Source organism: Leptothoe sp. ISB3NOV94-8A (assembly GCF_043421595.1).
Classification (GTDB): domain Bacteria; phylum Cyanobacteriota; class Cyanobacteriia; order Phormidesmidales; family Phormidesmidaceae; genus Leptothoe; species Leptothoe turfae.
Genome location: NZ_JAXSQW010000001.1, coordinates 6,443,534 through 6,469,239, shown reverse-complemented (window position 1 = coordinate 6,469,239; position 25,706 = coordinate 6,443,534). Strand labels below are relative to the sequence as shown.

The 25,706-nt window shown below is 47.7% G+C and carries 19 protein-coding genes; 11 read left to right on the top strand and 8 right to left on the bottom strand.

Annotated elements, in window-relative coordinates; genetic code table 11:
• The first annotated feature begins 24 nt into the window (after window positions 1-24).
• A complete protein-coding gene (scpB, locus tag SPB21_RS27725; protein WP_163698718.1) occupies window positions 25-666 on the top strand; it encodes an SMC-Scp complex subunit ScpB in 642 nt (213 codons plus the stop codon).
• A gap of 157 nt (window positions 667-823) precedes the next feature.
• Window positions 824-1,195, top strand: a complete 372-nt coding sequence (locus SPB21_RS27720; RefSeq protein ID WP_163663486.1) for a DUF760 domain-containing protein — start codon at window positions 824-826, stop codon at window positions 1,193-1,195.
• A gap of 110 nt (window positions 1,196-1,305) precedes the next feature.
• Here the strand turns inward: SPB21_RS27720 and SPB21_RS27715 are convergent, their stop codons facing one another.
• Entirely contained in the window at window positions 1,306-2,538 is a 1,233-nt protein-coding gene (locus SPB21_RS27715; protein ID WP_163663488.1) for an HhoA/HhoB/HtrA family serine endopeptidase, read from the bottom strand.
• A gap of 259 nt (window positions 2,539-2,797) precedes the next feature.
• On the opposite strand from SPB21_RS27715, the gene SPB21_RS27710 reads away from it, so the two are divergent.
• From SPB21_RS27710 to trhO, 4 genes are all read left to right on the top strand, one after another.
• A complete protein-coding gene (locus SPB21_RS27710; RefSeq protein WP_163698720.1) occupies window positions 2,798-3,604 on the top strand; it encodes a LysM peptidoglycan-binding domain-containing M23 family metallopeptidase in 807 nt (268 codons plus the stop codon).
• 143 nt (window positions 3,605-3,747) lie between these two features.
• A complete protein-coding gene (locus tag SPB21_RS27705) occupies window positions 3,748-4,716 on the top strand; it encodes a hypothetical protein (RefSeq protein ID WP_499868265.1) in 969 nt (322 codons plus the stop codon).
• A 77-nt stretch (window positions 4,717-4,793) separates the two neighbouring features.
• Window positions 4,794-5,642: a histone deacetylase family protein gene (locus SPB21_RS27700; protein WP_250564906.1), complete on the top strand. Its 849-nt coding sequence runs from the start codon at window positions 4,794-4,796 to the stop codon at window positions 5,640-5,642.
• Window positions 5,643-5,793: 151 nt separating this feature from the next.
• Window positions 5,794-6,687 carry an oxygen-dependent tRNA uridine(34) hydroxylase TrhO gene (trhO, locus tag SPB21_RS27695; protein WP_499868264.1) on the top strand — a complete coding sequence of 298 codons (894 nt, stop codon included), beginning with the start codon at window positions 5,794-5,796 and terminating at the stop codon, window positions 6,685-6,687.
• 116 nt (window positions 6,688-6,803) lie between these two features.
• On the opposite strand, the gene SPB21_RS27690 is transcribed toward trhO, so the two are convergent.
• The 5 genes from SPB21_RS27690 to SPB21_RS27670 all read right to left on the bottom strand — a co-directional run bounded on the left by SPB21_RS27690 (window position 6,804) and on the right by SPB21_RS27670 (window position 12,725).
• Window positions 6,804-7,631 (bottom strand): M48 family metallopeptidase, encoded by an 828-nt coding sequence (locus SPB21_RS27690; RefSeq protein WP_499868263.1) that lies wholly within the window; start codon window positions 7,629-7,631, stop codon window positions 6,804-6,806.
• 13 nt (window positions 7,632-7,644) lie between these two features.
• Entirely contained in the window at window positions 7,645-8,346 is a 702-nt protein-coding gene (locus SPB21_RS27685) for a TIGR00266 family protein (protein WP_163663500.1), read from the bottom strand.
• Window positions 8,347-8,400: 54 nt separating this feature from the next.
• Window positions 8,401-9,078, bottom strand: coding sequence for a TIGR00266 family protein (locus tag SPB21_RS27680; protein WP_499868262.1), 678 nt, complete (start codon window positions 9,076-9,078; stop codon window positions 8,401-8,403).
• A 37-nt stretch (window positions 9,079-9,115) separates the two neighbouring features.
• Complete coding sequence (locus SPB21_RS27675; RefSeq protein WP_163663505.1) at window positions 9,116-9,778, bottom strand: TIGR00266 family protein; 663 nt, start codon at window positions 9,776-9,778, stop codon at window positions 9,116-9,118.
• Window positions 9,779-9,926: 148 nt separating this feature from the next.
• Window positions 9,927-12,725 (bottom strand): CHAT domain-containing protein, encoded by a 2,799-nt coding sequence (locus SPB21_RS27670; RefSeq protein WP_499868260.1) that lies wholly within the window; start codon window positions 12,723-12,725, stop codon window positions 9,927-9,929.
• Window positions 12,726-12,914: 189 nt separating this feature from the next.
• On the opposite strand from SPB21_RS27670, the gene SPB21_RS27665 reads away from it, so the two are divergent.
• The 5 genes from SPB21_RS27665 (at window position 12,915) to SPB21_RS27645 (ending at window position 22,366) form a co-directional block, all read left to right on the top strand.
• On the top strand, window positions 12,915-16,670 hold the full coding sequence (locus SPB21_RS27665) for a two-partner secretion domain-containing protein (protein WP_499868258.1): 3,756 nt from the start codon (window positions 12,915-12,917) through the stop codon (window positions 16,668-16,670).
• 288 nt (window positions 16,671-16,958) lie between these two features.
• Window positions 16,959-18,602: a M10 family metallopeptidase gene (locus SPB21_RS27660; RefSeq protein WP_499868257.1), complete on the top strand. Its 1,644-nt coding sequence runs from the start codon at window positions 16,959-16,961 to the stop codon at window positions 18,600-18,602.
• A 207-nt stretch (window positions 18,603-18,809) separates the two neighbouring features.
• Window positions 18,810-20,726 carry a sensor histidine kinase gene (locus tag SPB21_RS27655; protein WP_499868256.1) on the top strand — a complete coding sequence of 639 codons (1,917 nt, stop codon included), beginning with the start codon at window positions 18,810-18,812 and terminating at the stop codon, window positions 20,724-20,726.
• 131 nt (window positions 20,727-20,857) lie between these two features.
• Window positions 20,858-21,493 carry a DUF928 domain-containing protein gene (locus SPB21_RS27650; RefSeq protein ID WP_499868255.1) on the top strand — a complete coding sequence of 212 codons (636 nt, stop codon included), beginning with the start codon at window positions 20,858-20,860 and terminating at the stop codon, window positions 21,491-21,493.
• Between the two features lie 210 nt (window positions 21,494-21,703).
• Window positions 21,704-22,366, top strand: a complete 663-nt coding sequence (locus SPB21_RS27645) for a response regulator transcription factor (protein ID WP_499868254.1) — start codon at window positions 21,704-21,706, stop codon at window positions 22,364-22,366.
• Between the two features lie 103 nt (window positions 22,367-22,469).
• Here SPB21_RS27645 and SPB21_RS27640 read toward each other — a convergent pair whose 3' ends face one another.
• Together SPB21_RS27640 and acnB are read right to left on the bottom strand one after the other, a co-directional pair.
• The gene (locus SPB21_RS27640; RefSeq protein ID WP_163698737.1) at window positions 22,470-22,853 is read right to left on the bottom strand and encodes a 4a-hydroxytetrahydrobiopterin dehydratase; all 384 of its coding nucleotides are present in this window, start codon (window positions 22,851-22,853) and stop codon (window positions 22,470-22,472) included.
• Window positions 22,854-22,915: 62 nt separating this feature from the next.
• Window positions 22,916-25,522 carry a bifunctional aconitate hydratase 2/2-methylisocitrate dehydratase gene (gene acnB, locus SPB21_RS27635; RefSeq protein WP_499868252.1) on the bottom strand — a complete coding sequence of 869 codons (2,607 nt, stop codon included), beginning with the start codon at window positions 25,520-25,522 and terminating at the stop codon, window positions 22,916-22,918.
• Window positions 25,523-25,706: the final 184 nt, after the last annotated feature.

Sequence of the window (25,706 nt, the reverse complement as noted above, 5' to 3'; positions counted from 1 at the left end):
CTTGACCCACGTTTGTAGGTATTGATGACTATGGCGTCTTTGTCCCACACCATTGAAGCAATCTTGTACCTTAAGGCCAAACCCTTAACCATTGCCCAGATTGCCGAGTATGCCAAGTGTGATAAGGCGACTGCGGAGGAAGGGTTGATCCAGCTGATGGGAGATTATTCTCATCGAGAGGGAGCATTGGAAATTTCTGAAACTGAAAATGGCTATAGCTTGCAGTTGCGTCAGCCATTTAAGCCGCTACTCGATGAATTGATTCCTTTAGATATTGGTTTGGGTGCATTGCGGACGTTGGCCGCGATCGCAATGAAAGGTCCTCTCAGTCAGACCGACCTGGTTGACTTGCGTGGGTCAGGGGCTTATGGACATGTGCACGATTTAGTTGACCAAGGCTTGGTTCGTCGCCGTCGTCAATCCGATGGACGATCTTTTTGGTTACAAGTGACCGAAAAGTTTTATCAGCGTTTTGAGATTGATAAACTTCCACAGATTAATTTACCTGACGTCACAAATGATACGTCTGAGCCTGGTGAAACCTCGATGGAAACATCCGCCAACACAAATGATGATTCAACCATAGAAACAGAGACGGAAACAGTGCCAAACCCTCTTTCAGAGGTGAGTGTAGCAGTTGAACCAATGGCTCTGTCAGAGACTTGAAAAGTTCACTAAGGCTAGTAGTCAATTAAGATATCGTTAAATCAAGCGATGTGATGGGGCATGTTTAAGATATGTCGTTCACACTGAACTTCTTGGAAGTGCTAGCTGAAATCGGCTTGATCACGCTAAGGTAATTAGAAGAAATACACAACCATTTATGTTTAACCCTGATAGCGCCCAATTTATCGGCATGGGTTCTGACGATGCACAGGTCAATCAATTACTGAAGTACCTACAGCATCAGCCACCTGAGGTTCTTACTCGCGTGGCCCAATCCGTGAGCGGTGAGATCAAGCAAATCATCTCTCAAAACGTTCAGGGCCTCATTGGCGTGCTGCCGTCGGAAGGGTTTAACGTGCAGGTGACAACTGACCGTGAAAACCTGGCGGGGTTGTTGGCTTCAGCCATGATGACGGGATACTTCCTACGTCAGATGGAACAGCGAATGGAACTTGAATCCAGCCTGTCAGGGGTATCCTCTACACTAGATAGTGATTCAGATAGCGAATTCCCAGAATTTGATAGCTAGGCCATCTAAAGCCTAGCTGTTACTACTTGGTTTTCAAGCTCACCACCAGTTTGCAAGTAAATGCTTGCAAGCATTTACTTTGATTACGAGGACTCACTACAGCAAGTCATTTACTGCAGATTGTTAGGCATTTTAGTAGGTTTGACCTTAAGGGTCTTCACTTCACCTTTGCGATCAATTTCTACTTTCAGAGCCTTGCCAATAATACTAGCCTCAACCTGAGTCTGTACATCGGTAGCGGTAGCAACCTCAACCTCATTCACTTTGCTGATGACATCACCCCGTTGGATCCCGGCAATTTCAGCCGGTGTATCTTCCATGACGCGAATAACCATTACACCTGACTCTGCCTCGATAGTGAAGTCAATATCTTCATCGGCATTAATGCGCTGACGCATCTCTGGATTAAGGTTAACCATCTGGATTCCCAGATAAGGGTGCTTCACTTCACCATCTTTAAACAGCTGATCACCAATGCGTTTAGCCGTCTCAATGGGAATTGCAAATCCAAGCCCCTGAGCACCGGCACGAATTGCTGTATTCATGCCAATAACTTCTCCTTGGGCATTAAGTAGTGGCCCACCAGAGTTACCAGGGTTAATGGCAGCATCAGTTTGAATAAACTGCACACGTTTGTCAGAAATGCCCACTTGGGAGCTGGTTCGACCAATAGCACTAATAATGCCAGCGGTAACACTGTTATCTAGACCTAGAGGGTTTCCAATGGCAATGGCCCACTGACCTGCCGCTAAATTATCCGTTGCTCCTAGGGGAGCCGTTGGCAGGTTCTCACCATCAATTTTGACAACTGCAACATCGGTGACCGGGTCGGTCCCGACTACCTCACCTTCAAATGAGCGTCCATCATTTAAGGTCACATTGACTGTTTTAGCCCCTTCTACAACGTGGGCATTGGTCATAACTTGACCATCACTCGTCATAATAAAACCAGAGCCAGTTCCCTGTTCAAGACGTTCGGGTAAATCTGGTTCCACCGGAAATTCATCTGTGAAAAATCGCTTGAATAAAGGATGCTCAAAGGGTTCTGATACTCCCCTAACTGAACGTGAAGCATCAATACGTACAACGGCAGGTCCCACCTGCTCGGCGGCAGCTGCAATAAAATTAGGATTATCAACCGACGGATAGCTGGGCTGTGGAGATTGAGTTAAAACTTCTGTAGGCTCAGTTGCCGTCTGCAAAACCGAAGTAGCAATTGGTAGTTCACTATCCTGTTCCTCGACAACCGACTTGAAAAAGTAGCTATGACTGGCCCAGCCAGCACCACTACCCACCAGAAGGAGGCCTACATATAGACCGAGTTGTTTGGGAGAAATTTTCATTGCTGCTTCCTCATCTCTAGGTGATGAGGGTTCTAATGAACTTACCTTAGCGAAGATTACCTCGAAAATGTATCGGCTTAAGTACACACTCCTGATACAGACTTATCCATGGTACTGAATGTTGGTGCTGTGCTCAGGTAAATTTCTCTACCAATCACTGCGGAATGGTGATTTGCTATTGTTCGTAATCCTGGGTGCTCCAAGAATGCATGTATTCCAAAGATTTTATAAATTTTTCCTATTCCTATCTGGATTTAGTTTGCTTTCCCTGGGTTGGCTGAAGCCGTTGCAGGCATCAGCGTGCCCTGACGCGGCGCTTTCCCAAATGACCAACCACCGTGTTACAGCGGGAGAAACGCTGGAGGGTGTGGCTGCACAGTATGGGTTACGCCCGGCAACATTAGCGGCAATCAATCCACAATTGCCAGCTCAAGGAGCTCTGCCCACGGGGGGAGTGGTCGAAGTCCCCCCATTTAATGGTGTTCCTGTCCAAGTCGGGGCGGGTCAAACCTGGCAGTCATTGGCAGAGCGCCATGGGACAAGGGCAGACCTTTTATTTGAGGTGAATGGCTGCCCTGATACCTTACCCAGTCGAGTATTTATTCCTGCTGGTAATCGTGGGGGCACTATGGCTGCTGAAACTACGCCTTCAGCAGTTGCCTTAGGGTATCCATTGCCCGTTCCAGCCAAGCTTGTGTTGAGTTATGGTTGGCAGCCTCATCCCCGACGAGATGAACTGGTTTTTAACAGTGGTATTGCTTTTTCGGCAACACCAGGGACTGTGGTGACATCAGCTGCAGATGGCACCGTAGCGTTTGTGGGAGAACACAATGGCGCTTTGATCGTGGTGGTTAATCATAGCAATGGCTTGCAGACCCGTTATGGCAACTTGGCTGATGTTGAGTTTACCGTTGGTGATGCAGTTACCCAAGGGACTGGATTGGGCACCGTAGCAGGTGAGTCGCAGGATTCTTTTATGTACTTTGAGGTGCGGACAAATTCTAGTGAGGGCTGGATTGCTCGCGATCCAGGTCAATATTTGTCTGAATTAGAATTACAGCAATAGCTCACTTGCGAAACTCGATAAAGTATCGGATATCTGAAGAATTGCAGCGTAAAGCTAGTCATTGCGATAAAGAAGGCTTACAATGCCGTTATTCTAGGTCCAATACCAAGGGTGAGGGTGCTTTTTAAGGAACGTGTTGTGCTATGGCTAGGCATCCAATCTTGTCTGAGCAACTATCTAAAAGGTTAAAAGCGCTGATGAAGCGTGCTTCGAGACGTGTATCACCTTCCCGTAGCAGACGGGGCAGCCCCCCCTCATCTCTAAAGCTTAAGAAAGTGGCTGTGCCCAAGCCGCCTGCCGCTAAAGCAACCCGGACCATAGCTCATAAGACAACTGCACCTCAGAAAAGGTCTGCTAAGTCGGGTTCATTTTGGTCACATCTATTTTGGGTGCGGCCATGGCTGCTGGTCGTTGCCCTGTGGCTGACATTTATATTGATGATTGCGATCGCACTCGCTGGTCTTTCTAACCCTGGCCGTGAGATGACTCTGGAGCCTGTCAATAGCAGCATTGCAGGGCAGCCCCTAAGCACTCCTGATGCCGCTGCTTTTTCACGGCTGAGCATTCGTAATGAAAAAAGTGTCCTGAGTCAGCGAGATCCGGCAGCGACGTTACCAGGGGCAAACGAGCAAGCTATGCCAGCTTGGCCACTGTTATTCATGGTCGTCACCTGCGCAGGTGGCTGTCTACTGGTATCTAAACAAGGTCTGTTAACAGCTGAGTCTCGTCGTAGTCGCCGCCGGGTTGCAACCGCTCCTGTGCCTCAAGCAGGTTCTCGCCCTGTACGCTCTGCACGAACCCCAGGTAAAACCGTTAGTAAACGGCAACGTCGTGGTAAACACCGCCGTTTGGCAGCCCAGCAGCGCTCAGCCCCTAAAGGCATGGCAGTGCAGTCAGGCCAGAGACCTGGGCACCATCAAGTACCTGCTCAGCCATCAGCACCCATGACGTCACAACCAATGTCATTTGCTGTGACTAGCCAGTCTGCTCCGTCTGGTCCATCTGTGACCGTTGTTCCGGACAATGAAACGTCTCCCCTGGATTGGAAAGAAGGGAGTCTGGCCCATAAGTTAGATGTCCGCCAGACTCGCTCAATCAGTTCTTTCTTGTAAACCGCGTTTTGACGGGTCTGCCGGTTATTTATCACCCTGACTATGTGACGCCTTTGCCCACAGGGCACAGGTTTCCGATGCCAAAGTTTCAGCTGCTGCGGGACCTGCTGGTGCGCGATGGCGTCATTTCAGAAAAGCAGATTTATCAGCCGGGACGTCCCCCTAGGGACTGGCTCGAATTAGTGCACGATTCGCCCTATGTACAAGCTTATTGTGATGGCGGATTAGACGCTAAGGCTCAGCGCCGCATTGGTTTGCCCTGGAGTGCGGAATTAGTGCGACGAACCTGCACCGCAGTCGGCGGGACTATCTTGACGGCCAAACTAGCACTCAATCAAGGGTTGGCCTGTAACACCGCTGGAGGAACCCACCATGCCTTTCCAGGATATGGAGCAGGATTTTGTATTTTTAACGATATTGCGATCGCAACCCGTCTTCTCAAAGCCCAAAACTTACTTAAAACCGTCCTAGTCGTTGATTTAGACGTACACCAAGGCGATGGCACCGCCTGGATTTTTCGGGATGACCCCAGCGTATTCACATTTTCCATGCACTGCGCAGTGAATTTCCCAGGGCGTAAGCAAACCAGTGATTTGGATGTGCCCCTGGATGAAGGCACTGAAGATGACGAATATTTAGCAAAGCTAGAGGCCCATCTGCCCGATCTATTGGCTCAGGTAAAGCCTGATCTGGTTCTATACGATGCTGGTGCTGACCCCCATCGGGATGATCGTCTGGGTAAATTGGCCCTGACGGATGAGGGGCTATATCGCCGTGATTGGTATGTCTTAGAAACCTGCGCGAAAGCGCGATACCCGGTAGCCTGCGTAATTGGCGGTGGCTATGGCAAAGACATGAACGCGCTGATCTATCGACATTCATACTTACATCGGGCCGCCAGCGAGGTCTACCGGAAATATTGCTAGAAATTTAGGATAAAGTTGTAAGGCTTTAGCAGCAGCGTTTCCTGGAAGCAGTAAAGCCTTACTAACGGAGATGTCACCATATTCAGGAAATTTTGGCCATAGCTGCTGAAGTCCGATCTAAACCTAATTTCAAGCATCAAAAATCTTTCCCATGCCTTGGACCGTTATTACCTTCTATAAATTTGTTCAGCTCGATAATTTTGTTGAATTGCGTCAGCCCCTCACAGAGCTTTGTAAAACGCAAGGCATTAAGGGAACCATCTTGCTAGCCCTTGAAGGAATTAACGCTACGGTAGCAGGCACCAATGAAGCAGTGGAAAAGTTACTGTCCCACCTTAAACAAGACCCCCGGTTAGCCGATCTCACCCACAAAACCTCATCCGCAGCAGAGCAGCCCTTCTCGCGTATGAAGGTGAAGCTGAAAAAAGAGATTGTCACCCTAGGACAGCCGGACGTGAGCCCGACTAAAAAAGTCGGCACGTATGTGGACCCAAAAGATTGGAATCAGGTAATTTCTGATCCAGACGTGGTGGTGATTGATACACGCAATAATTACGAAGTGGATATCGGTACCTTTAACGGTGCCACTAACCCACAGACTGAGTCTTTTCGTGATTTTCCTGACTATGCGGATCAGCAGTTAGACCCAGCAAAACATAAACAAGTAGCGATGTTTTGTACCGGGGGGATTCGCTGTGAAAAAGCATCATCCTACTTGCTAGAGCAGGGATTTGAGCAGGTTTACCATCTTAAGGGCGGTATTCTAAAGTATTTAGAAGAGGTCCCACCAGAAGACAGTCTTTGGGAAGGGGAATGTTTTGTGTTTGATCAACGGGTGACCGTACAGCATGGCTTAGCAGAGGGCAGCTATGCCATGTGCCGTGGCTGTGGACATCCGATATCCGATGAAGATATGCAATCACCCTATTACGAACCAGGGATGGCATGCCCTAATTGTTACGACCAACTGACTGAGAAACAGCGTATGCGATTTGCCGAACGTATAAAGCAGCGACAGCTAGAGAGAGAACGAAAGTCTCTTTAGGCGCCTGTGCTTAAATAATCAGCCCATTACCCCATCACTCATTCACCCATCGACAGCCCCAACCTGAGTCTTTATTTTTGTTCAGTCCCCTAAGAGGCACAAGAAGAGCCCCATAACTAAAGATTTGACCTCAAAGCGTCGGGTAAGGGAGCTTTGTCTCCTACTCGATACCCTTGCTGCGCAATCAGGCGCTCAAGATTGCGCACCCGCTTTTTAGATGGAGGGTGACTGGCTAATATGGCTAAGCCGGAACGCTCTGATCGACTGAGCCGGTCAAAGAAGTCGGTGGCTCCAGCAACATGACCATAGACTTGGTTAAGCAGTGTCAATCCGAGTCGATCAGCGTGTTGTTCTTGCTGTTGCGAAAACTGAGCAGTGGAAAGTGTAGAAATGCTAGCGCTGGCGATGGAACCCCAAGAGCCAAAGTCACCGAGTAAGGACGATAGGGATAGACGAATTAAGACCTGACGGCTGAGGCCGCGCAGATGATCTCGATTGGCAAAGTGCCCCAGCTCATGGCCTAAGACCATCATTAACTCGTTTTCAGAAGCTACTTCGGCGAGTAAACCCTGGTAAATGATAATGTGATCGCCTGGAATAGCCAGGGCATTCACGGTCTGATCTGGCACATACAATACCTGATAATTCCGTCCGTTAGTCTGTGCGGCAGGTAAGTACGTCTCCAGCCGGTCTAATAGCTGATTAAGGGTTGCTTGTGTCGCTGACACTTCAGCTTGAGCCGCGTAAATGGGCACAATTGCCCGCCCCAGTTGTTGCTCTACACGAGTCGGGATAAACCATACCAAAGCTCCTGCTAACCAGAAGGCAATGGCAATGGCGATAGCGATGCCTGTGAGAAATAACCCCAACAACACTAACAGCTGATGATGGCTGGGTGGGGGTGTTTTGTCACTATACGCCGCTGTTCCAGGCGGAAGTTCCATGGGCATTGGTCATCTAGTTGTTACTCTTGGTTGGGCGGAAGGGATTCAGGAAGTTAACCAGTGAGTAAACATTACGGGACTGAATCCACAGTCGACCCGAGCCACTAAAGCGAGCCACGAGCCCTTCTCCGCCAAAAATACCAGTTCTCAACCCCCTAAAGGATAGACCACTGATCATTTCAACGTTATAGCTGAGGCTATCTTCAAAGGCGACAATATAGCCCGTATCCACTATATAATTGCCTTCCACAGGGATTTCTAAAATTGCGCCAAAGGAACTAAACCAAAAATCCCCCTGGCCGGTAACTCGTAAGAGAAAAAGCGATTCTCCACTAAAGAATCCTTTAAAGCCTTGAAATTTGCTGTCAATGGAGACGCCTGGACCAGCTGCGACAAAACCAGATGATTGCACCATCAGACTTTGATTGCCGTCTAAGATATAGTGTTGAATGTCTCCAGGCACACCTGGCGATATGTATAGATCACCAGAACTTCCCTGGGCTGTAAACTCACTGATAAATAAAGATTCGCCCCCGAGCATGCGGCCAAGGCCTTTTTTCCAGCCGCCTTTTGCTTTGGATTTCATATCAATGCAGCTGTCCATAGCTGCCATGGCCCCAGCTTCTACAGAGACTGTTTGATTGGGCTGCAGGCTAAGTTTGAGGGAAGCGTACGCTGGGTTATGGTCGATGGCATATGTGACTTGATTACTCATATCGCTTGGTTCCTGATTCATTTACAGTGGTCGGATTTGGCTTTGCTCACGCTGCTAACGAGGAGGCAGTTTGCCCCCCACTAATCGCCCAAATGATCCAGGATTGTGGGTTTGGCAAAAGACTTTACCGCGACCTCTAAATTGGCAGACAAATCCTTCTCCACCAAAGAATGCGCCAGCCCAGCTTTTGTTAGCTTTGGAGATGCTGTAGTCAAGGGTACGCTCAAAGGCGACAATGTGGCCTGTATCGACGACATAGTCTCCATCCACATCTATTTCGTAAATGCCACCAAAAGCGCTGAGCAACAATAGGCCTGAGCCGCTAGCTGTGAGCCAAAAGAGAGATTCTCCTGAGAAGAGACTTTTAAAGCCAGTGAAGCCTAAGTCAATATCAACATCGGGTGTACTGGCCATGTAGCCAGTGGATTGCACCACAAGTTCTGTTGCTTTGAGGGTATAGGGAAGAATATCGCCGATTAGTTTGGGGGAAAGATAGAGTTCTGCCGAGCTATTTCCTGAGCGAAAAACGCTCAGGAACAGCGATTCTCCAGCTAGCATGCGCTTTAAGCCACCAAAGACGCCGCCCCCCTTACCTTTGCGGAGTGTGGTGCTAACGTTCACAAAGCCGCTCATAGCGACCATGGCCCCGGCTTCGGCAATGAGTTCTTCTTGGGGGTCCATGAAGATTTTTGCGATCGCACTATCCGGCTGATGTAACAGTTCAAGCTTCATACTCTTTCCAGGTTATATAGATGTTATCCAGCACTCTCTACCGCAGCTTCGACCTGAGGAAGCGAACCAACCCATCCATACTGCGGGACTGGAGATAAATTTTTCCTCGACCCTGGAGCCGGTTGATAAACCCTTCTCCAGAGGTGATGGAGCCCACCATACCTCCCGACAAGCCAATGTTCATCTTGATGCCTGGTTCGTAGGCCACGAGATGACCGTTGTCGACAATAAATTCATCTTTGACAGTGACTTCCGAAAGGCCACCATAGGCACCAAAGAAAACGAGTCCACGACCACCTAGCTTGAGCTTAAATAACCCTTCGCCAGCAAACCAACTAGCGAAGCCGGCCCACTGTAGTTCTACCTTAACGCCTGAGCTGTGGGCGATATAGGCTCCAGGCTGCAGACACAGTTCATTACCATTCAGCTCCATGCGGGCAATATCGCCAATGGTTGACTGGGTGAGCACCAGCGTTTGGGGATTATTAGTTCGATTAGCAAAGTGATTCAGAAATAGGGACTCGCCACCGAAAAACGCTTTGAGCAACCCTGGAATCAGGCCACCAAAGAAGCCTGTACCCATGGATATTTGCCCGTCCATGCTCGCCATCGCTCCCGCCTCGGCAAAAATACGCTCTCCCGGCTGTAAGGTGACAAATAAGGTGGCAAACGCTGGTTTGTAGCGAATTTCGTACTTCATCGCTAACACTCCCGTATTTGAGTCGTGAATCGGTAGTTATCCCTCTCAGACTACCTAGAACGGGCAGGAAAGTAACAGCTTAAGTTGATAAAGCGCAACATGAACATGATTAATATAAGTATTCACCCAGGAGCATTGGCTGAGTTATTCATAGCCAGTTACCCACCAGAATCAACGGAGCCCAATTTCCAGGATGACCATCCCGTTGAATGGCTGCTATCTGGGCTGCTTGTAAGGCTTGGGCTTTATTGAGGTTTGGATGCTCTTTCAGGTTGCGGTAGAAGTGACCCATAATATCGGCAGTGATGGCATCATCAATCAGCCATAGAGACGCGATCGCGCTTCTGGCCCCAGCCCGAAGTGCGACACCCGCTAACCCTAAGGTTGAACGATCACTGCCTAACCCGGTGTCACAAGCTGTCAAGGCGATCAGTTCAATCGGATGAGTATTGGATGAGTTATCTCGAATTAATTGCTCTAATGCACCAAAGGTAAGTTTCTCGCCATCACCCGTCACAATAAATGTGCTGTCAGGGTCTGCACTAAACTCTCCATGTGTGGCGATATGCAATAGGGAATAGTGGTTCTTTTTTAATGCTTTGGCCAGATTTTCTGATGTGAATTCTCTATTTAGAAGTGGGGCAGGACTGCCCGGAAAAATATGTCTAACAGATTGAAGTTCTTGCTCCACATGCCAGATCGGTGCGTATTCACAGTTACTACCATTTTCATCACATAAACCATCGCTAAAGCCTAAGGTTAAGACCTCTAGCTCTTTTGGTCGCAGTGCTTCTGGCTCGGTTAAGGTCAGTGATGGGACAGTTGCGATCGCATAGTTCTCAATTAAATACTGCTCGCCATCCCATAAAGCCGCCATGGGTATGCTGCGAAGGATGCCATCTTGGATAAAAACGAGGGTCTTAACATGGGCCTCTGCTAAAACCTCATCAAAGGGAGTAATGATCCACTGATAAAGCTGTGCAGCAGAATGATAGTCATAGGTACGATCATGGGATCTTTCTAAACCTTGCCGATAGTCGATGGCTGTTTTTACCAGACGTTCGGTATTGACTGGCACCCAGGTCAGCTGCGCCGCCGCATTCGGCACAGTCAAGATCAGCGCCATTTGATCACCCACCGTAATGGAGCTAATCACGGCAGAGGTTGTATTTTGATTAATTAGCCCAATCACCTGCTCTTGCCGGATTGGACTGAGTAAACAATCATCCCCAAAGTAATTTTGCAATTCAGCTAATCTGAGAGAGTCTACGGTCTGTAACGCACCTTCTAGACTATTGAGAGGAACATCGTCGTTTCCGTTTTCTACTGATAGTTGGTAAGAGGTATTGTCCGCTAGTTCAAGCTGGAGCTTGATCATTCTGCGATAAAGTGGCTCGACAGCATCACGAAAGTCAAACTGTAGATCTTGAGTGGCCGTTAAAATATCGTCACGAATACTGTCCAAGATTGTAATCGCCTGATGGTAACTGGCCATCGCTTGGGTGTAGTCGCCCTGGGACTCATAGAGGCGACCCGCTTGCCATTTCCACAGATATTGACTATCAGCAGCGTCTCGTCCCTCATCGGCCTGCCACTCAGCTAATTTAGTGAGCCTGAGCGCTTCTTGTTGATAGGTGAGCTTTTGTGTCGGTGACAACGATGTTTGAGCTTGGCATTCATAGAAATGGCCTAACTGCCCCGTCGCAAAGGATTGGGCCCGAAAATCATCGATATCTTTAGCAATTATCTGGGCATGGTCTAGTACCGTACGGACGATAGAGTCAGTTCCTGGAGAAAAACAGCTAAAGGCCTGTAGATTTTCTTGATACGATTTTGCTAGGGCAATGGCAGCATAGGCGGTCTCACGGGAATTGGGTAATTGTTGTAATAATTGACCAATCCGTTGCTGTGTTAAGGAGAGATCTGGAACAGGATGTCTTCTTTGGGAAAGTTTTAACAGCGTTAGCTGGGTACGCAGTTCATCTGTTAATAACGGTATAAGAGAACGTCTGTCAGTTAGGGGCTCGTCAATTAATTCAAACCGCTGCTGCACTAAAAGCAGAGCCTCTTCTACATAGCTGATAGCATTGTCAAACTGCCCATCACCTTTAACTTTCAGCCCCTGGGCAGAACTGACAAAGGTCAGACTTTTAGCCGCCTCAGCCCGTTGATAGCTGAGTAGAGCCTGTCTACCATAGGCATTGGCTAAGCTATTCAGCATCGGAATCTCATAGGCATCTGAGAGGGGTCCCTGATGCGCTAAGTGAAGACCAGCGGTGAGAATTACCACCGCACTCCCATAGTCGCCTTGAAGCTGGTAGGCATCCCCCAAACTCCCCAAGGCTGCAACCTGTCCTGCTAGATCTTGAGTGGAGAGCGCAAGCGGGTAAGCTCCATCTTCAACACAGTTTTGGAACAGGGTGACAGGGCTCGGTGGCTCATCTACATCTATAGGGTTGGTAGTTTGAATATCAACATTTTGAGGTAAACAGATCAGTGCAATTGCTCGCCGGTATTGTCCCAAGCTGGCATAAATCTGGGCTTGTTCAGTTTGTATTCGCCCCATCCTTGCCACCATGCCTAACTGGTCATAGATGTTTCCCGCCTCAATCAGAGCCCCTAGGGCTTTATGGGGTTGTCCTAGCTGCTGATAGGCATTGGCTAGGTTAGTGTGAATCACAGCTTTCTCAGGCACCGGACCGTCAGCAGGGTAACCATTGAGGGCTTCCAGCCAATGCTCAATAGCTACAGAATAGTCGCCTGTATTGTAATCATCGACCCCCGCTTGAACGGCTTGAATAGCCATCTCTTTAGCGAAACTCGCTGCCGATGCCATCCCAGGGATAAAGGGACTATGACCAATCCAGACCGCTAGGGTTAGACCAACAGCAAATAGAGTTTTGAGCCAACGTCGGTTAACGAATAAACACCGGCCAGGAATGTGCATCAAAATATTATCAGGGGAGAAAATTGTTAATTTGCAATAGGACTATTGATATATGGGTGAGCCAGCTGTGACGTCATTACGGCATCAGATGTCTCATGAAAGGACTTAGCAGATTTATACAATGCGTACTCTACTCCCAAAATGTAACAGAATAGATGTCTGAATCGTTATTAATCAAGAGATCGTCCCATGAAATTTACTCAATCTGCTGGTTGGTTTCATGTCTGTACGTTGTTATTAACGAGCAGCTTGGTTGGGCTCTCCCATGGAACTATGATGGCTCAGATTTTGCCGGATAATACGTTGCAGGGTGAGTCTTCGGTGGTAACGTCTGGCGCGGCGGTACAGGGTTTGCCTACGGAGCTGATTGAGGGAGGAGCACGGCGAAATACTAATCTGTTTCATAGTTTTTGGGACTTTAATGTAGATTTTGATCAGCGGGTTTATTTTGCCAATCCTGCGGTAACTGAGCGGATTTTTAGTCGAGTAACCGGGGGAAATCCATCGTCGATTGATGGAGTCTTAGGAGTCGATGGGACAGCTAGCTTATATTTTTTGAACCCCAATGGAGTGATCTTTGGACCAGCAGCGAGTTTAGATGTGTTGGGCTCGTTCTTTGTGAGTACGGCGCAGGGGATTGGGTTTGAAGATGGTAGTGAGTTTAGTACATTGGGGCCGAGCGATAGTTCACTTTTGACAGTGAGTGTCCCACTGGGGCTACAGAAGGGACCAGCACCAAGAGAACAATCTGTGGTGCTCAATCAAGGTAGTCTTGCGACTGGACAAGACTTAACAGTGTTTGCAGATCAGGTGGATTTACAAGGACCAGTCATATCTGGTGGAAGTCTCAATCTATTCGGTACAGATACGGTTCGTATTCGAGATTCCGTAACCGTTCCTTTCATAGCCGCAGCAGCAGGAAACTTAAAGATTCAAGGAAATGAGACGGTTGATATTGTTGTGTTGAGTCATCCAGATAGTGGTCTTTATTCTGGTGGAGATTTATTGTTACAGAGTGCGAATGAGGTGGGGGGAGATGCTCATTTTTGGAGTCGAGGAGGGTTTAGTGTTGAGACATTAAATGGTGATGCTGGTAACTTATTCAGTCCAATCGATCCTATTATTCGAACGTTTGGAGATGTTGTTATTAATGAATATGAGGGGGCATCGCTCCATATTTTGGCCGGTGGTTCAGTGACCCTAGGAACAGCTACAATTACTGGCTCAGATCCAGGCATTTTGGGCATTGATGCGATCCGGGAAGTAATTGAGTTGTCGGACGGTACGCTGTTGGCAGTTGATGGCTTAGCTCAACCAACGTTGGATATTAGGGCAGGTGTTAGACCCGAGATAATCGGCGATCCTCCTTTAGAAATCTTAACTGGGTTCAATCCGTTTACGGATATTTTTTTTGCACCAGCCTTTGCTACACCTAACCCATCTACTGCTGATATCAGCGTAGGTGACGCACGTATTGAGCAGCCCGATGGATTGATTCTGTTGACAAATCAATATTTTCCACAGCCAACCGTGTTGAATAGCTCAATTTCGATTACGGGTGATGGAAGATTTAATGATGGATTAGTTGTCGGCACCTTTAATGGAGAAAGCAGTAACATAGTTATTGACGCTCGCAACAATGTGTCTGTTACTGACAGTGTTATTAGTACTACTGCTTTAGGAGACGTTGGCGATATTACGATACTGGCCAATGATGAGGTGGATTTCATCAGCACCAATGGCAGGTTAACAGGGGTTTTTAGTGATGTTGCTGCCAATGGTACAGGCAACGGTGGCAATATCGTTATTCGAGCCTCTGAGTTGATGCTTGCAGGCGGAGCTCAACTATCTGCCGCCTTGGTTGGAACGGGTAATGGTGGCAATATTTTTCTTGCGATCGCTAATCAATCTACCATTGATGGATTGAATGAAAATAATGCACTTGTCAGTGGTATTTTTGCCGAGGTGAGTGGCCCTGGGGCAGGAACTGGGGGAGATATCGAGTTAAATACCAGACGATTAAACGTAACAAATGGTGCACAGATTAGTACGTCAACCAATGGCATTGGTGATGCAGGCCACATCATAATTGATGTTGCTGAGACGGCCCGCTTTGATGGAGTAAATAATGCAACAGGAATCGTTAGTGGTGCTTTCAGCAACGTCAATCGTACTGGAGCAGGCCAGGGTGGAGTGATTCAAATTTTAGCCAATGATCTTGCAGTTACCAATGGGGCACAACTCAGTTCATCCGTCTCCGGTACCGGTGATGCAGGCAATGTGATGATTGAGGTGGCAGAAACGGTCCACTTTGATGGATTTGATCCACAGGGAAACTTTCCGAGTGCGGCCCTTAGCAATATTAATTCTGATGGGGAAGGCAAGGGCGGAGTTGTGAGCATTACGGCCAATCAGCTTGATGTCACCAATGGGGCAGCAATAGCTGCTTCCTCAAATGGTCTAGGTGATGCGGGAAGTGTAATCATTGCCATATCTGACTCCATGCAAGTCACTGGTTTTAACGCTGCGAACGGTAGAGCTAGTGACATCTCTAGTAGTATTCGGTTTGGAGGGAGAGGCAATGGCGGCTTGGTTGACATTTCAGCTAACACGCTGGAAGTCAACAATGGCTCCCAGATTGAAGGATCAACCAATGGTACAGGTGACGCTGGCACGGTCGTCATTGATATCGCTGAAACAGCTAGATTTGATGGCTTTAATCCAATTAATTTCTTGGGTAGTGGCGCTTTTAGTAATGTGAATTCAGACGGAGTTGGCAATGGCAGCCTAGTGCAAATCTCAGCTGGCAACCTCGACGTGACAAATGGTGCACAGTTGAGTGCGTTAGTGTTTGGTCAAGGGCAGGCAGGTGATGTGGTGCTCAATGTTAGAGAAACAGCACGTTTCGATGGGTTTAATCCCAATGGGAATTTCCCAAGTGCGGCGTTAACCAACATTGAACCCAATGCAGTCGGGATGGGGGGAGATATCACCATCACGGCTGCTAATCTTGACATAGTCAATGGAGCCAGGGTGGTGGCCAGCTCTGATGGCATTGGCAATGCAGGGGATGTGAGGATCAGAGTCACTGACACCATCTTTATCAGTGACTCTGATCCTATTTCTTTGAGTGGCATTTTTAGTAATCTTAGAAAAAATGGCATTGGCACTGGTGGAGATATTGTTGTTTCAACCAACAATTTAGAAATGAGTAATGCTGCAACAATCAGTGCATTCTCCGATGGGAATGGTGATGCAGGCAATATATTTTTAACTGTCAACAATAGTTTTCGAGCAAACGATAGCAGTGTTCTCACGAATGCAGAGAATACTGCTGGAGGCAGTATAACTATCAATGCTGAGAATGTCTTACTAATAGGTGATAGCGATATTGTTACGTTTGTAAATATCGGCGCATCAGGAGGAGGAGACATTACGTTTAATGGTAATACGGTTATTGCCCTTGATGACAGTGATATTTTAGCGTTTGCTGATGATGGACGCGGTGGGGACATTACCTTCAACACAGCCTTCTTTGGAGAAAATTATGTACCGGGCAGTCCACCACCGTTTAATGGCAATGATCGAGTGGATGTGAATGCCAGTGGTGCCATCGACGGCAGTATTACTATCTCTGATATCTCTTTTATTGAAAACAGCTTGACCGAACTGCCAGATGCCTTGGTAGATCCCACCACACTTACCACTGGCAGTTGCATTGTCCGCACAGAAGAAAATCCAGATTCTTTTATCACTACGGGCTCTGATGGTCTTCCACTACGTCCTAACGACTCTGCTGGCTCCAGGTTTTCAGCGCTCCCAGTGCAACCCCTGACTAACGAAGATGCTCCGAGCCTATGGCACGTTGATCAACCTATCGTCGAACCCAATGTCCTGCATCGGCTGGCCGATGGTCGTTTGCTGCTAGGGCGAAACTGCCCATAATCAAATGTAGTTTTCTGCAATGCTCGCCTCAGAAAACGGAAAATCTACACTCCATTTATATGGCTATTTCACTCAAGTTTGGATAACCGATTGGACACAGCGAGAATCTCTTGTGTCATAAAACTCTCCTGACTTCAAGGGGAATAACCCTTAATTTAGGAAGTGTGAATGAGCCAACAAGCAATGCATTTCATCGTTATCTCTCTATCCATTTTCTAGAACAAAGCATTGCTACTGAAAGGCTCAATCCGCTCTTGAAATACCTAACGCATTAATGGAGTTCGACCCATGACATATGGACAAATCACTCAATCTATTGACAATACAGCTACAGGGGATAACAATATCGATGCCCTACTGCTTGAACATCGATGGGCAGATACGACCGTAACGTTCAGTTTCACCAACAACTTTAAAAATGACTATGAGGAAGAAACAGATTATCCAGCCGAGTTTGAAAATGGATTTCAAACTCTAAACGCCACCCAAAGATCTGTGGCTCGCGAATGGATGGATATGTATGAAAGTGTCTCTGGCTTAACATTAACGGAGCTAACGGGGGCTCAGGATCGGAATGCCACTATCCGCATAGCAGAATCTAGTGCTGCCAATCCAGCTCGAGTCGGTGATTTCCCAGGAAGTACAGAGCATAGTGATAGTAGCTTTGCAGCTGGAGATATTTGGTTTGACAACAACCAGTTTAACAATCCTCAAATGGGTGACTATGCCTATCTCACCTTTGGCCATGAAATTGGCCATGCATTAGGTCTTAAACATGGTCACAGCACGGAAGAGGGCGTGCGAGCAGTTGCCATGGATGCCAATCGAGACTCCATAGAGTTCTCGGTGATGACTTACCGTTCTTACGTAGGCAGCCCAGTTAGGAGCTATACAATCGCACAAGATAGTTATCCCCAGTCCATGATGATGTATGACATCAGGGCTATACAAGAGATGTATGGTGCCAATTTTAACCATAACTCCAACGATACAGTCTATAGGTTTTCAACAGACACGGGGGAACTGTCGATCAACGGTGTTGGTCAAGGGCAACCGGTTGGGAATAAAGTCTTCCGTACCATTTGGGATGGCAATGGCAATGACACCTACGATTTCTCTAACTATACGACCAATCTCTCCGTTGACTTACGCCCTGGCAAATGGAGCAATTTAGATAGAGATGGTAACTTTCAACAGGCAGAGCTAGGTCCCAATCAGCACGCCCAGGGTCATGTTTATAATGCTCTTCAGTACGATGGGGATAATCGCTCATTAATCGAAAATGCCAATGGTGGTTCCGGTGACGACATCATCCACGGCAATAACGCTGATAACGTGCTCCGAGGTAAGGCAGGCAATGACGTTCTTCGTGGTTATTTAGGGGCCGACGAGATTCAGGCCGGCACCGGTGATGATACCGTCTACGGTGGCTTTGGTAATGACCGGCTCTATGGCTTTTCTGGTAATGATAAACTCAATGGTCAAGCTGATGATGATCTGATTCATGGTGGGGCCGGCCATGACATCATCACCGGTGGTTTTGGCAACGATCGCCTCAATGGCGATAAAGGCAATGACCAACTCGTGGGGGGCGCTGGTAACGATATCCTTACGGGGGGTGCTGGAGCGGATAAATTCCAGTTTAAGTCCTTACAGCATGGTATCGATTCCATTACTGACTTTGTCCGTGCCCAAGGCGATAGAATTACACTGGTGGCCAGTGGCTTAGGTGGCGGCTTAACCGCAGGTTTATTAGGTGCAGAGCAATTTGTCCTGGGGTCTGCAACCGATACCAATGACCGTGTGCTCTATAATAGTTCAACTGGAGCATTATCTTTTGATATTGATGGCTCAGGCTCTGCGAAGGCTGTCCAGATTGCCACCCTATCAGCAGGTACATCTCTGACGAGAAGTGACTTTGTTGTCGTATAGAATGCCTTATTCCATGGGACGGATGACTTCAGTAGAGATGTCATCTGTCCATTTTTTGTCTTCATTTGTCTGTCTTAATCTAGCGTTTGTTTTAATCTAGCTCTTGATGACGATTAGCCATTTTGAGCCGCTGTTTAAATTTGGTAAACTATATGACAATAGTCAGCGTACTGCTACTCTCGCGATTGCTGATTTAGGGTATACCCCATGGCCCACAACACCAACATCACCCTTGCTTGGCAACATTTACCCAATAGTTTAAAAAACTGGCAGCTGTCAATATTACCAGGATTGACCTTAACGGGGCTAATTATCATAGTTAGACTTTTAGGTGTATTTCAAGCTATCGAGTGGAGAACGTTAGATCTATTTTTACGACTTCGATCTGCAGAAACAACAGATACAAGAGTGCTGGTTGTTGCCATTGATGAAACTGATATTCAAAACTTGGGCACCTACCCGTTACCTGGTCAAACCTTAGCAACCCTTTTAAGACAGTTGGACCAATATCAGCCCCGGGCTGTGGGCATTGATATTTTTCGTGATTTACCCGAAAAATCAGGTAATCAAGATTTTGTAGAGGCCTTAGCCGATCTACCCTATGTCTTTGGTATCGAATTTTTAGGGCAGACTGGTGAGAGTATTGGCCCACCCCCCACCTTACCTTACGAAAGAGTAGGGTTTTCAGATTATCCGTTAGATGATGATGGCGCTGTGCGGAGAAGTCTTTTAGGGAGACCTAAAGACTCTGGTGTTTATCAATTCTCCCTGGCCATGCGTCTCACGTCTGAATATTTACGGCATGAAGGCATTCCATTAGAAAATGGTTTAAAGAATCCTGATGCTATGCGCTTTGGGGCTGTAGAAATTGAACCGTTTTACCCTAATACGGGCGGTTACGTAAGAGCTGATGCGAATGCCCAACAAACACTGATTAACTTCCGCAGTGGGCCTGCGCCTTTTCGGATGGTACCGCTCAGGGATGTGTTAGCGGATAATGTCTCCCCCAGTTGGATTAAAGACAGTGTTATTCTCATTGGCATTATTTCTCCAGGTCATAAGGATAATGTGACATCCGCTGCCCTCGTCGGTAAAAATCCTGGTGCCGTGTCTGGCGTTGAAATCCATGCCCATGTAGTCAGCCAGATTCTGAGTGCTGTCTTAGATAATCGTCCTCTACTGCGCAGCCTGCCAGACATTGGAGAATACCTATGGATTTTATGGTGGGGGACTGCGGGAATTGTGCTGGTGGGTGTGGTCCCCACACCGTCGCGGCATTTGATTTTGGTGCTGATGACGGGCGTAGGTTTGGTGTTTACCAGCTATGTGGCCTTGTCCGTGGGCTGGTGGCTACCATTAGAGCCGCCATTGATTGCCTTTTTACTGAATGGCCTAGTCTTGCCGGGGATATTGCTATATGACCAGATGTTGCGATCGCGCATCGAAGCTGGTCAACGGGTCATCCGCCACACATACAATGCTGTTCACAACGGTCCCCTACAAACCTTAGCTCTCATTCTAAAAGATGTTGATGATCCAGATAAAACGATAGATCGCCCCCAACTATCCGCTAAGCTTGACCAACTCAATCAAGAGATTCGGGCTGTTTACAACACCTTAGAAGAAGAACTTAAACCGCAAAATAACCAACTTCATCTGCAAAGTCAGGGGCCTACTTTAGACCTTGATATGGTTCTGCATGAGTTGCTTTATGAAGTGTTTGAGCAAACAATACAAAGAGATTTTCCACACTTTAAATCCATTAAATTTAACGTAGTTCAATTTGAATCTATGGAGGATTCACGATTGGGCAGGGAAGAAAAGCGATATCTCTGTCGTTTCCTCGAAGAAGCCCTCTGTAATGTAGGTAGGTACGCTCAGGGCGCTACAAAGTTAACAGTCAATTGCCTGGCCACAGAAAACGAAAACCTCATTTTAGTTCAGGATAATGGCAAAACTGTTCTTAAGGACGACTCTAAGTACATCAATCGGCTAGAAGGAGGTAGAGGCACCTGGCAGGCTCAGCAGCTAGCTCACCACTTAAAGGGACAATTCAAACGCTTTTCAGTATCCCCCCATGGCACATGTTGCGAATTAAGATGGCCCATTTCCAAACCTAGGTGAAATTAGCTAAGCTCAAGAAAATGCAAGATTTCAGCATACTAAAGTCTCTTAATATGCCATTTCTCCCTTTAGGTAGTAGATTGACTCGGATAACTTGCTTAGCGCTGATCAGTACCATTGTAGGATCCTCAATGTCTGCGATCGCAGCCTACATGCCATCGGAAGATACAAAGGCCCCTGAAGGACCGACGCTTTCAGGGGGACGTCGAGGGGGATGTGACGATGCCTCAGCCCTTGATTTACTAGCCCTTGCCCCACAACACTCGGTGGGACAAACGTTGACAACACAACCAACATTGGTTTGGTATGTACCTGATGCCAAGGCCTATAACGTTCAGCTAAATTTATACCAATATACCGGTGAGGGTTGGGCCGATATTGTGGAAGGGTTAGACATTGGCCTGAGCACGCAAGGCTATATGAGCTATACGGTACCCGCCACCCTAGAGTTGGAAATAGGCAGTGTCTATGAGTGGCAAATTGTGCTGACTTGCATCCCTGATCGTCCATCCAGTACTCAGGTCACAGGCGCACAGTTTGAGGTGGTTAGCCGTCCCATTGACCTGAGTGCGGTAGACGGTAATCGGGTGCAACAGGCTCAAAAATATGCGATCGCAGGGCTATGGTACGACGCCATGGCACTCCTATCAGATCCGTTGCTAACCCCTGAGGAAAATGACTATAGACGTGCATTACTAACTAGTCTGGCTGAGTTTGAAGATGTTGAAATTGGGGCTCAACTTCGACAAATCTCGGCAGTTAATTAAGTTTAAGCATTGACTTAGGAATTAGGGGTTAGGTCTGCTTTCTGGTCACTAGGATGAGGCTAACCGGCCTACTCCCTAACACTGACTACCTATACCTCACACTAAAGACAGATAAGATTACCAACTGGATCAGCTAAGTTAGATATTGCAGTGGCAAATACAGCTCAAATCCTGAATAAAATGCCGCATCTTTTATTGCAAGTCTAAATCATGGCCTCTGACTATCCCTGTAACAAGATACTTATTGTTGATGATCATGAAGCAATCTTAAGTGGCACTATCAGTGCCTTATCACAAGAATATCCTGACGCAGCCATTACCACAGCCAACACAGCTCAATCGGCCCAAGGGGAATTATCAATCGCATTACCCGATCTCTTGATCATGGATCTATCCATTCCTCAGGATGCTCAAACACCCTCTGAAGTGGATACAGGCATTGAGCTTCTACGAAAGGTCATGGAAACCTACCCAGAACTTAATATTGTTGTACAAAGTGCCCATATACGTTCACTGATTCGGCTCAAGCCTCAGATTGCGATTCATCAGGCAGGTTTTACCATTATCGATAAAAAATTGCCGATGAAAGAAATGCTGACTAAAGTCGCTTGGGCTTTGCAAGGCTTGATTTATACACCCCGTGATATGCGGACAAGTTTAGAAGTTAGGTCCGAATGGCTCACGGTTCTGGAATTAGCCTTCAAAGAAGGTCTCAAAGATAAAATAATTGCCGAAAGAATGAACGTTTCAGAACGCACCGTTCGTCATTATTGGTCTAAGGTCCAGGATGCCCTGGACGTTTACCCTGAAGCGAATAAAAATATACGCATTCAAACTGAGATTCGTGCCCGTGAAGAAGGCTTAATTGCCTAAATTTTAATCAACACCCAGAATTAACATCCAAGCATATGCCCTCACCGGGACATGCGACGTCTCCTAGTTGCCGATGATGAGATTCCAGATACATGGCATACGCTCAATCAGCCTGATGAGATGGTGCCATAACATCACTGGTTAATCCTTGGGCAGCTTTATCGGTTTTGGCAGCCATAATGAAATCATTTCGATGCAGCCCATTTAGAGCATGGGTCCACCAGGTGACTGTGACCTTACCCCATTCAGTCAGTAGAGCCGGATGATGTTGCTCCCCTTCAGCCAGATCACCGACTTTGTTGGTGAACCCCAGGGCGGTCTGAAAATCACTAAAATGGTAAACCCGTTGTAATTGAGGGATGCCCTCTACGGAGATAATATCCCAATCCGGAATCTGAGGCTTAAGTTCCGCTACTTCCGCCTCACTGGCGGGTGGAACCTTGCCACTACAAGGAATACAGGTTTGACGGGTTAATGAATCACTCATTTTTCTTCTCCTGAGTTCAACAGGCCAGAGCCCATACAGTTAGCCCTGGCCTAAAGCTTTCTTTAGTTTACTGAGAGTGCTTCTTTTTCAATCTTCTCTTCTTCATCTTTTGAAAGCACACGCCCTTCGTCCTCAAAACCTTTGAGTTGATCAAAGTTTAAATAGCGGTACAGTTCATCTGCAAAGGGATCGAGCTTCTTCGCAACAATCTCCAAATATTCTTCCATGTTGGGAATTCGGCCCAGCAATGCACAGGCAGCTGCCAGTTCTGCAGAACCTAGATATACCTGAGCACCTTTACCCATGCGGTTATTGAAATTGCGGGTGGACGTAGAAAAGACTGTTGCACCATCTTCCACACGGGCCTGATTCCCCATGCAAAGCGAACATCCAGGCATCTCAGTTCGGGCTCCAGCGGCGGCAAAGGTGCCGTAGTAGCCTTCCTTACGCAGCTGCTGTTCATCCATCCGAGTGGGTGGACAAATCCAAAGACGTCCCTTAACAGTACCAGCCCCTTCTAGCACTTTTGCTGATGCTCGATAGTGGCCAATATTAGTCATACAGGAGCCGATGAAGACCTCATCAACTTTGTCGTCAACAACATCTGAAAGAGTTTTGATGTTGTCAGGATCATTCGGTGCAGCCACCAGAGGTTCCTTAATCTCGTTGAGGTCAATCTCGATCACCTCTGCATAGGTTGCATCTGCATCCGCTGACATCAGGCTAGGATTGGCCAGCCAATCTTCCATCGCCGCAATTCGCCGTGCCAAAGTACGAGCATCGGCATACCCACGGGCGATCATGTTCTTCATCAGTGCCACATTGGACCGTAGATACTCAGCCACAGTCTCTTCGCTAAGCTTGATGGTACAGCCTGCTGCAGAACGCTCTGCCGTTGCATCAGTTAACTCAAAGGCTTGCTCCAGCTTCAGATCAGGCATTCCTTCCATCTCAATAATGCGACCGGAGAAAACATTTTTCTTATTCTTCTTCTCGACGGTGAGTAGACCTTTTTGGATAGCTACGTAGGGAATTGCATTAACGATGTCCCGCAGTGTAATGCCAGGCTGTAATTCACCTTTAAATTTGACTAAAACCGATTCGGGCATGTCCAGAGGCATTGCACCGATGGCAGCTGCAAAGGCGACTAAACCAGACCCAGCTGGGAAGGAAATACCTAAGGGGAAACGGGTATGGGAATCTCCGCCTGTGCCCACAGTGTCGGGCATCAGCATGCGGTTTAGCCATGAGTGAATGATGCCATCCCCAGGCTGTAGGGCAACACCACCGCGAGAGGAAAAGAAATCTGGCAATGTGGCATGGGTCTCTACATCCACTGGCTTTGGATAGGCTGCAGTATGGCAGAAGGTTTGTAGCACTAGCCCCGCACTAAAGCCAAGACAGGCCAGCTCCTTCATCTCATCGCGGGTCATCGGACCAGTGGTGTCTTGAGAACCCACCGTCGTCATCAGTGGTTCGCAGGACATACCCGGTCGCACACCGGGCAAACCACAGGCTTTACCCACCATTTTCTGGGCCAATGTGTAACCGTTGCCAGTCTCAGTAGGCGCAGCAGGACGAATAAATACATCGCTAGGTGCTAGGCCTAAAGCTGCACGAGTTTTATCTGTGAGCGCACGGCCAATCATTAGGGGAATGCGTCCACCGGCTCTGACTTCATCTAGCAGGGTGTCAGGTGTGAGGCTAAAGGTGGCAATGACAGCGCCATCCTTGGTAATTTCGCCTTTGCGCACATGGATGGTAACGACATCGCCAGTTTCCATCTGGGAGACGTCGCACTCAATGGGGAGAGCACCCGAATCTTCTGCTGTATTGAAGAAGATAGGCGCGATTTTGCCACCGAGGATGTAGCCGCTTGTCCGCTTGTTAGGAACGTGGGGGATATCTTCACCCAAATGCCAGATAACAGAGTTCATCGCCGATTTGCGAGAGGACCCGGTACCAACAACATCCCCTACGTAAGCCACCGGATTACCCTTGGTTTTTAGCTCGGCAATGGTTTCTAGGGCATTGGGCATTTTAGACTCGAGCATCACCAAACCATGCAGGGGGATGTCTGGACGGCTAGTGGCATGGGGGGCAGGGGAAAGGTCATCTGTATTAGTCTCACCAGGGACCTTGAAAACAGTGATATCGATGGTGTCGGAAACCTCGGGCTTACTGGTGAACCACTCCGCTGTAGCCCAGGCATCTACAACGTGTTGGGCGTAGTCACTGCCTTTATCCTTGCCCTTGGCTAGCGCTAGTACGTCGTTAAAGGCGTCATATACAAGCAGTGTTTTCTTGAGTGCATCGGTGGCAGCTTGGGCCAGTTCTGCATCTGGAGATTTAAGTAGATCTACCAAGGACTGGACGTTATAACCACCTAACATTGTGCCGAGTAGCTGCACGGCTCTTAGGGGCGATATCAATGGACTCGTGGTTTCGCCCTTGGCAATGGCGGTTAGAAAGGATGCTTTTACGTAGGATGCTTGGTCAACTCCGGGGGGAATGCGATCGCACAACAGATGCATCAAAAACTCAGATTCACCCTCAGGCGGCTGCTTAAGTAGATCACAGAGATCAGCTGTTTGCTCAGCAGTTAACGGTAGTGGAGGAATCCCCAATGACGCTCTTTCAGCTACATGTTTGCGATATGATTCCAGCATCACTTACCCCTACGCTATCTTAAAAAATATTAGACCGGAAAAATTGACAAAAGAGTGCCACTCTCTGGATTCTACATCCATCCTAGCGCAATTCCACCTCAGCAGTCGCCCAGGATCCTTGTAGTGTCAGGGATAAAAAGATTGTAGAACGTCTCAATGGACTCCTCTCAAACTCAAAATAGAA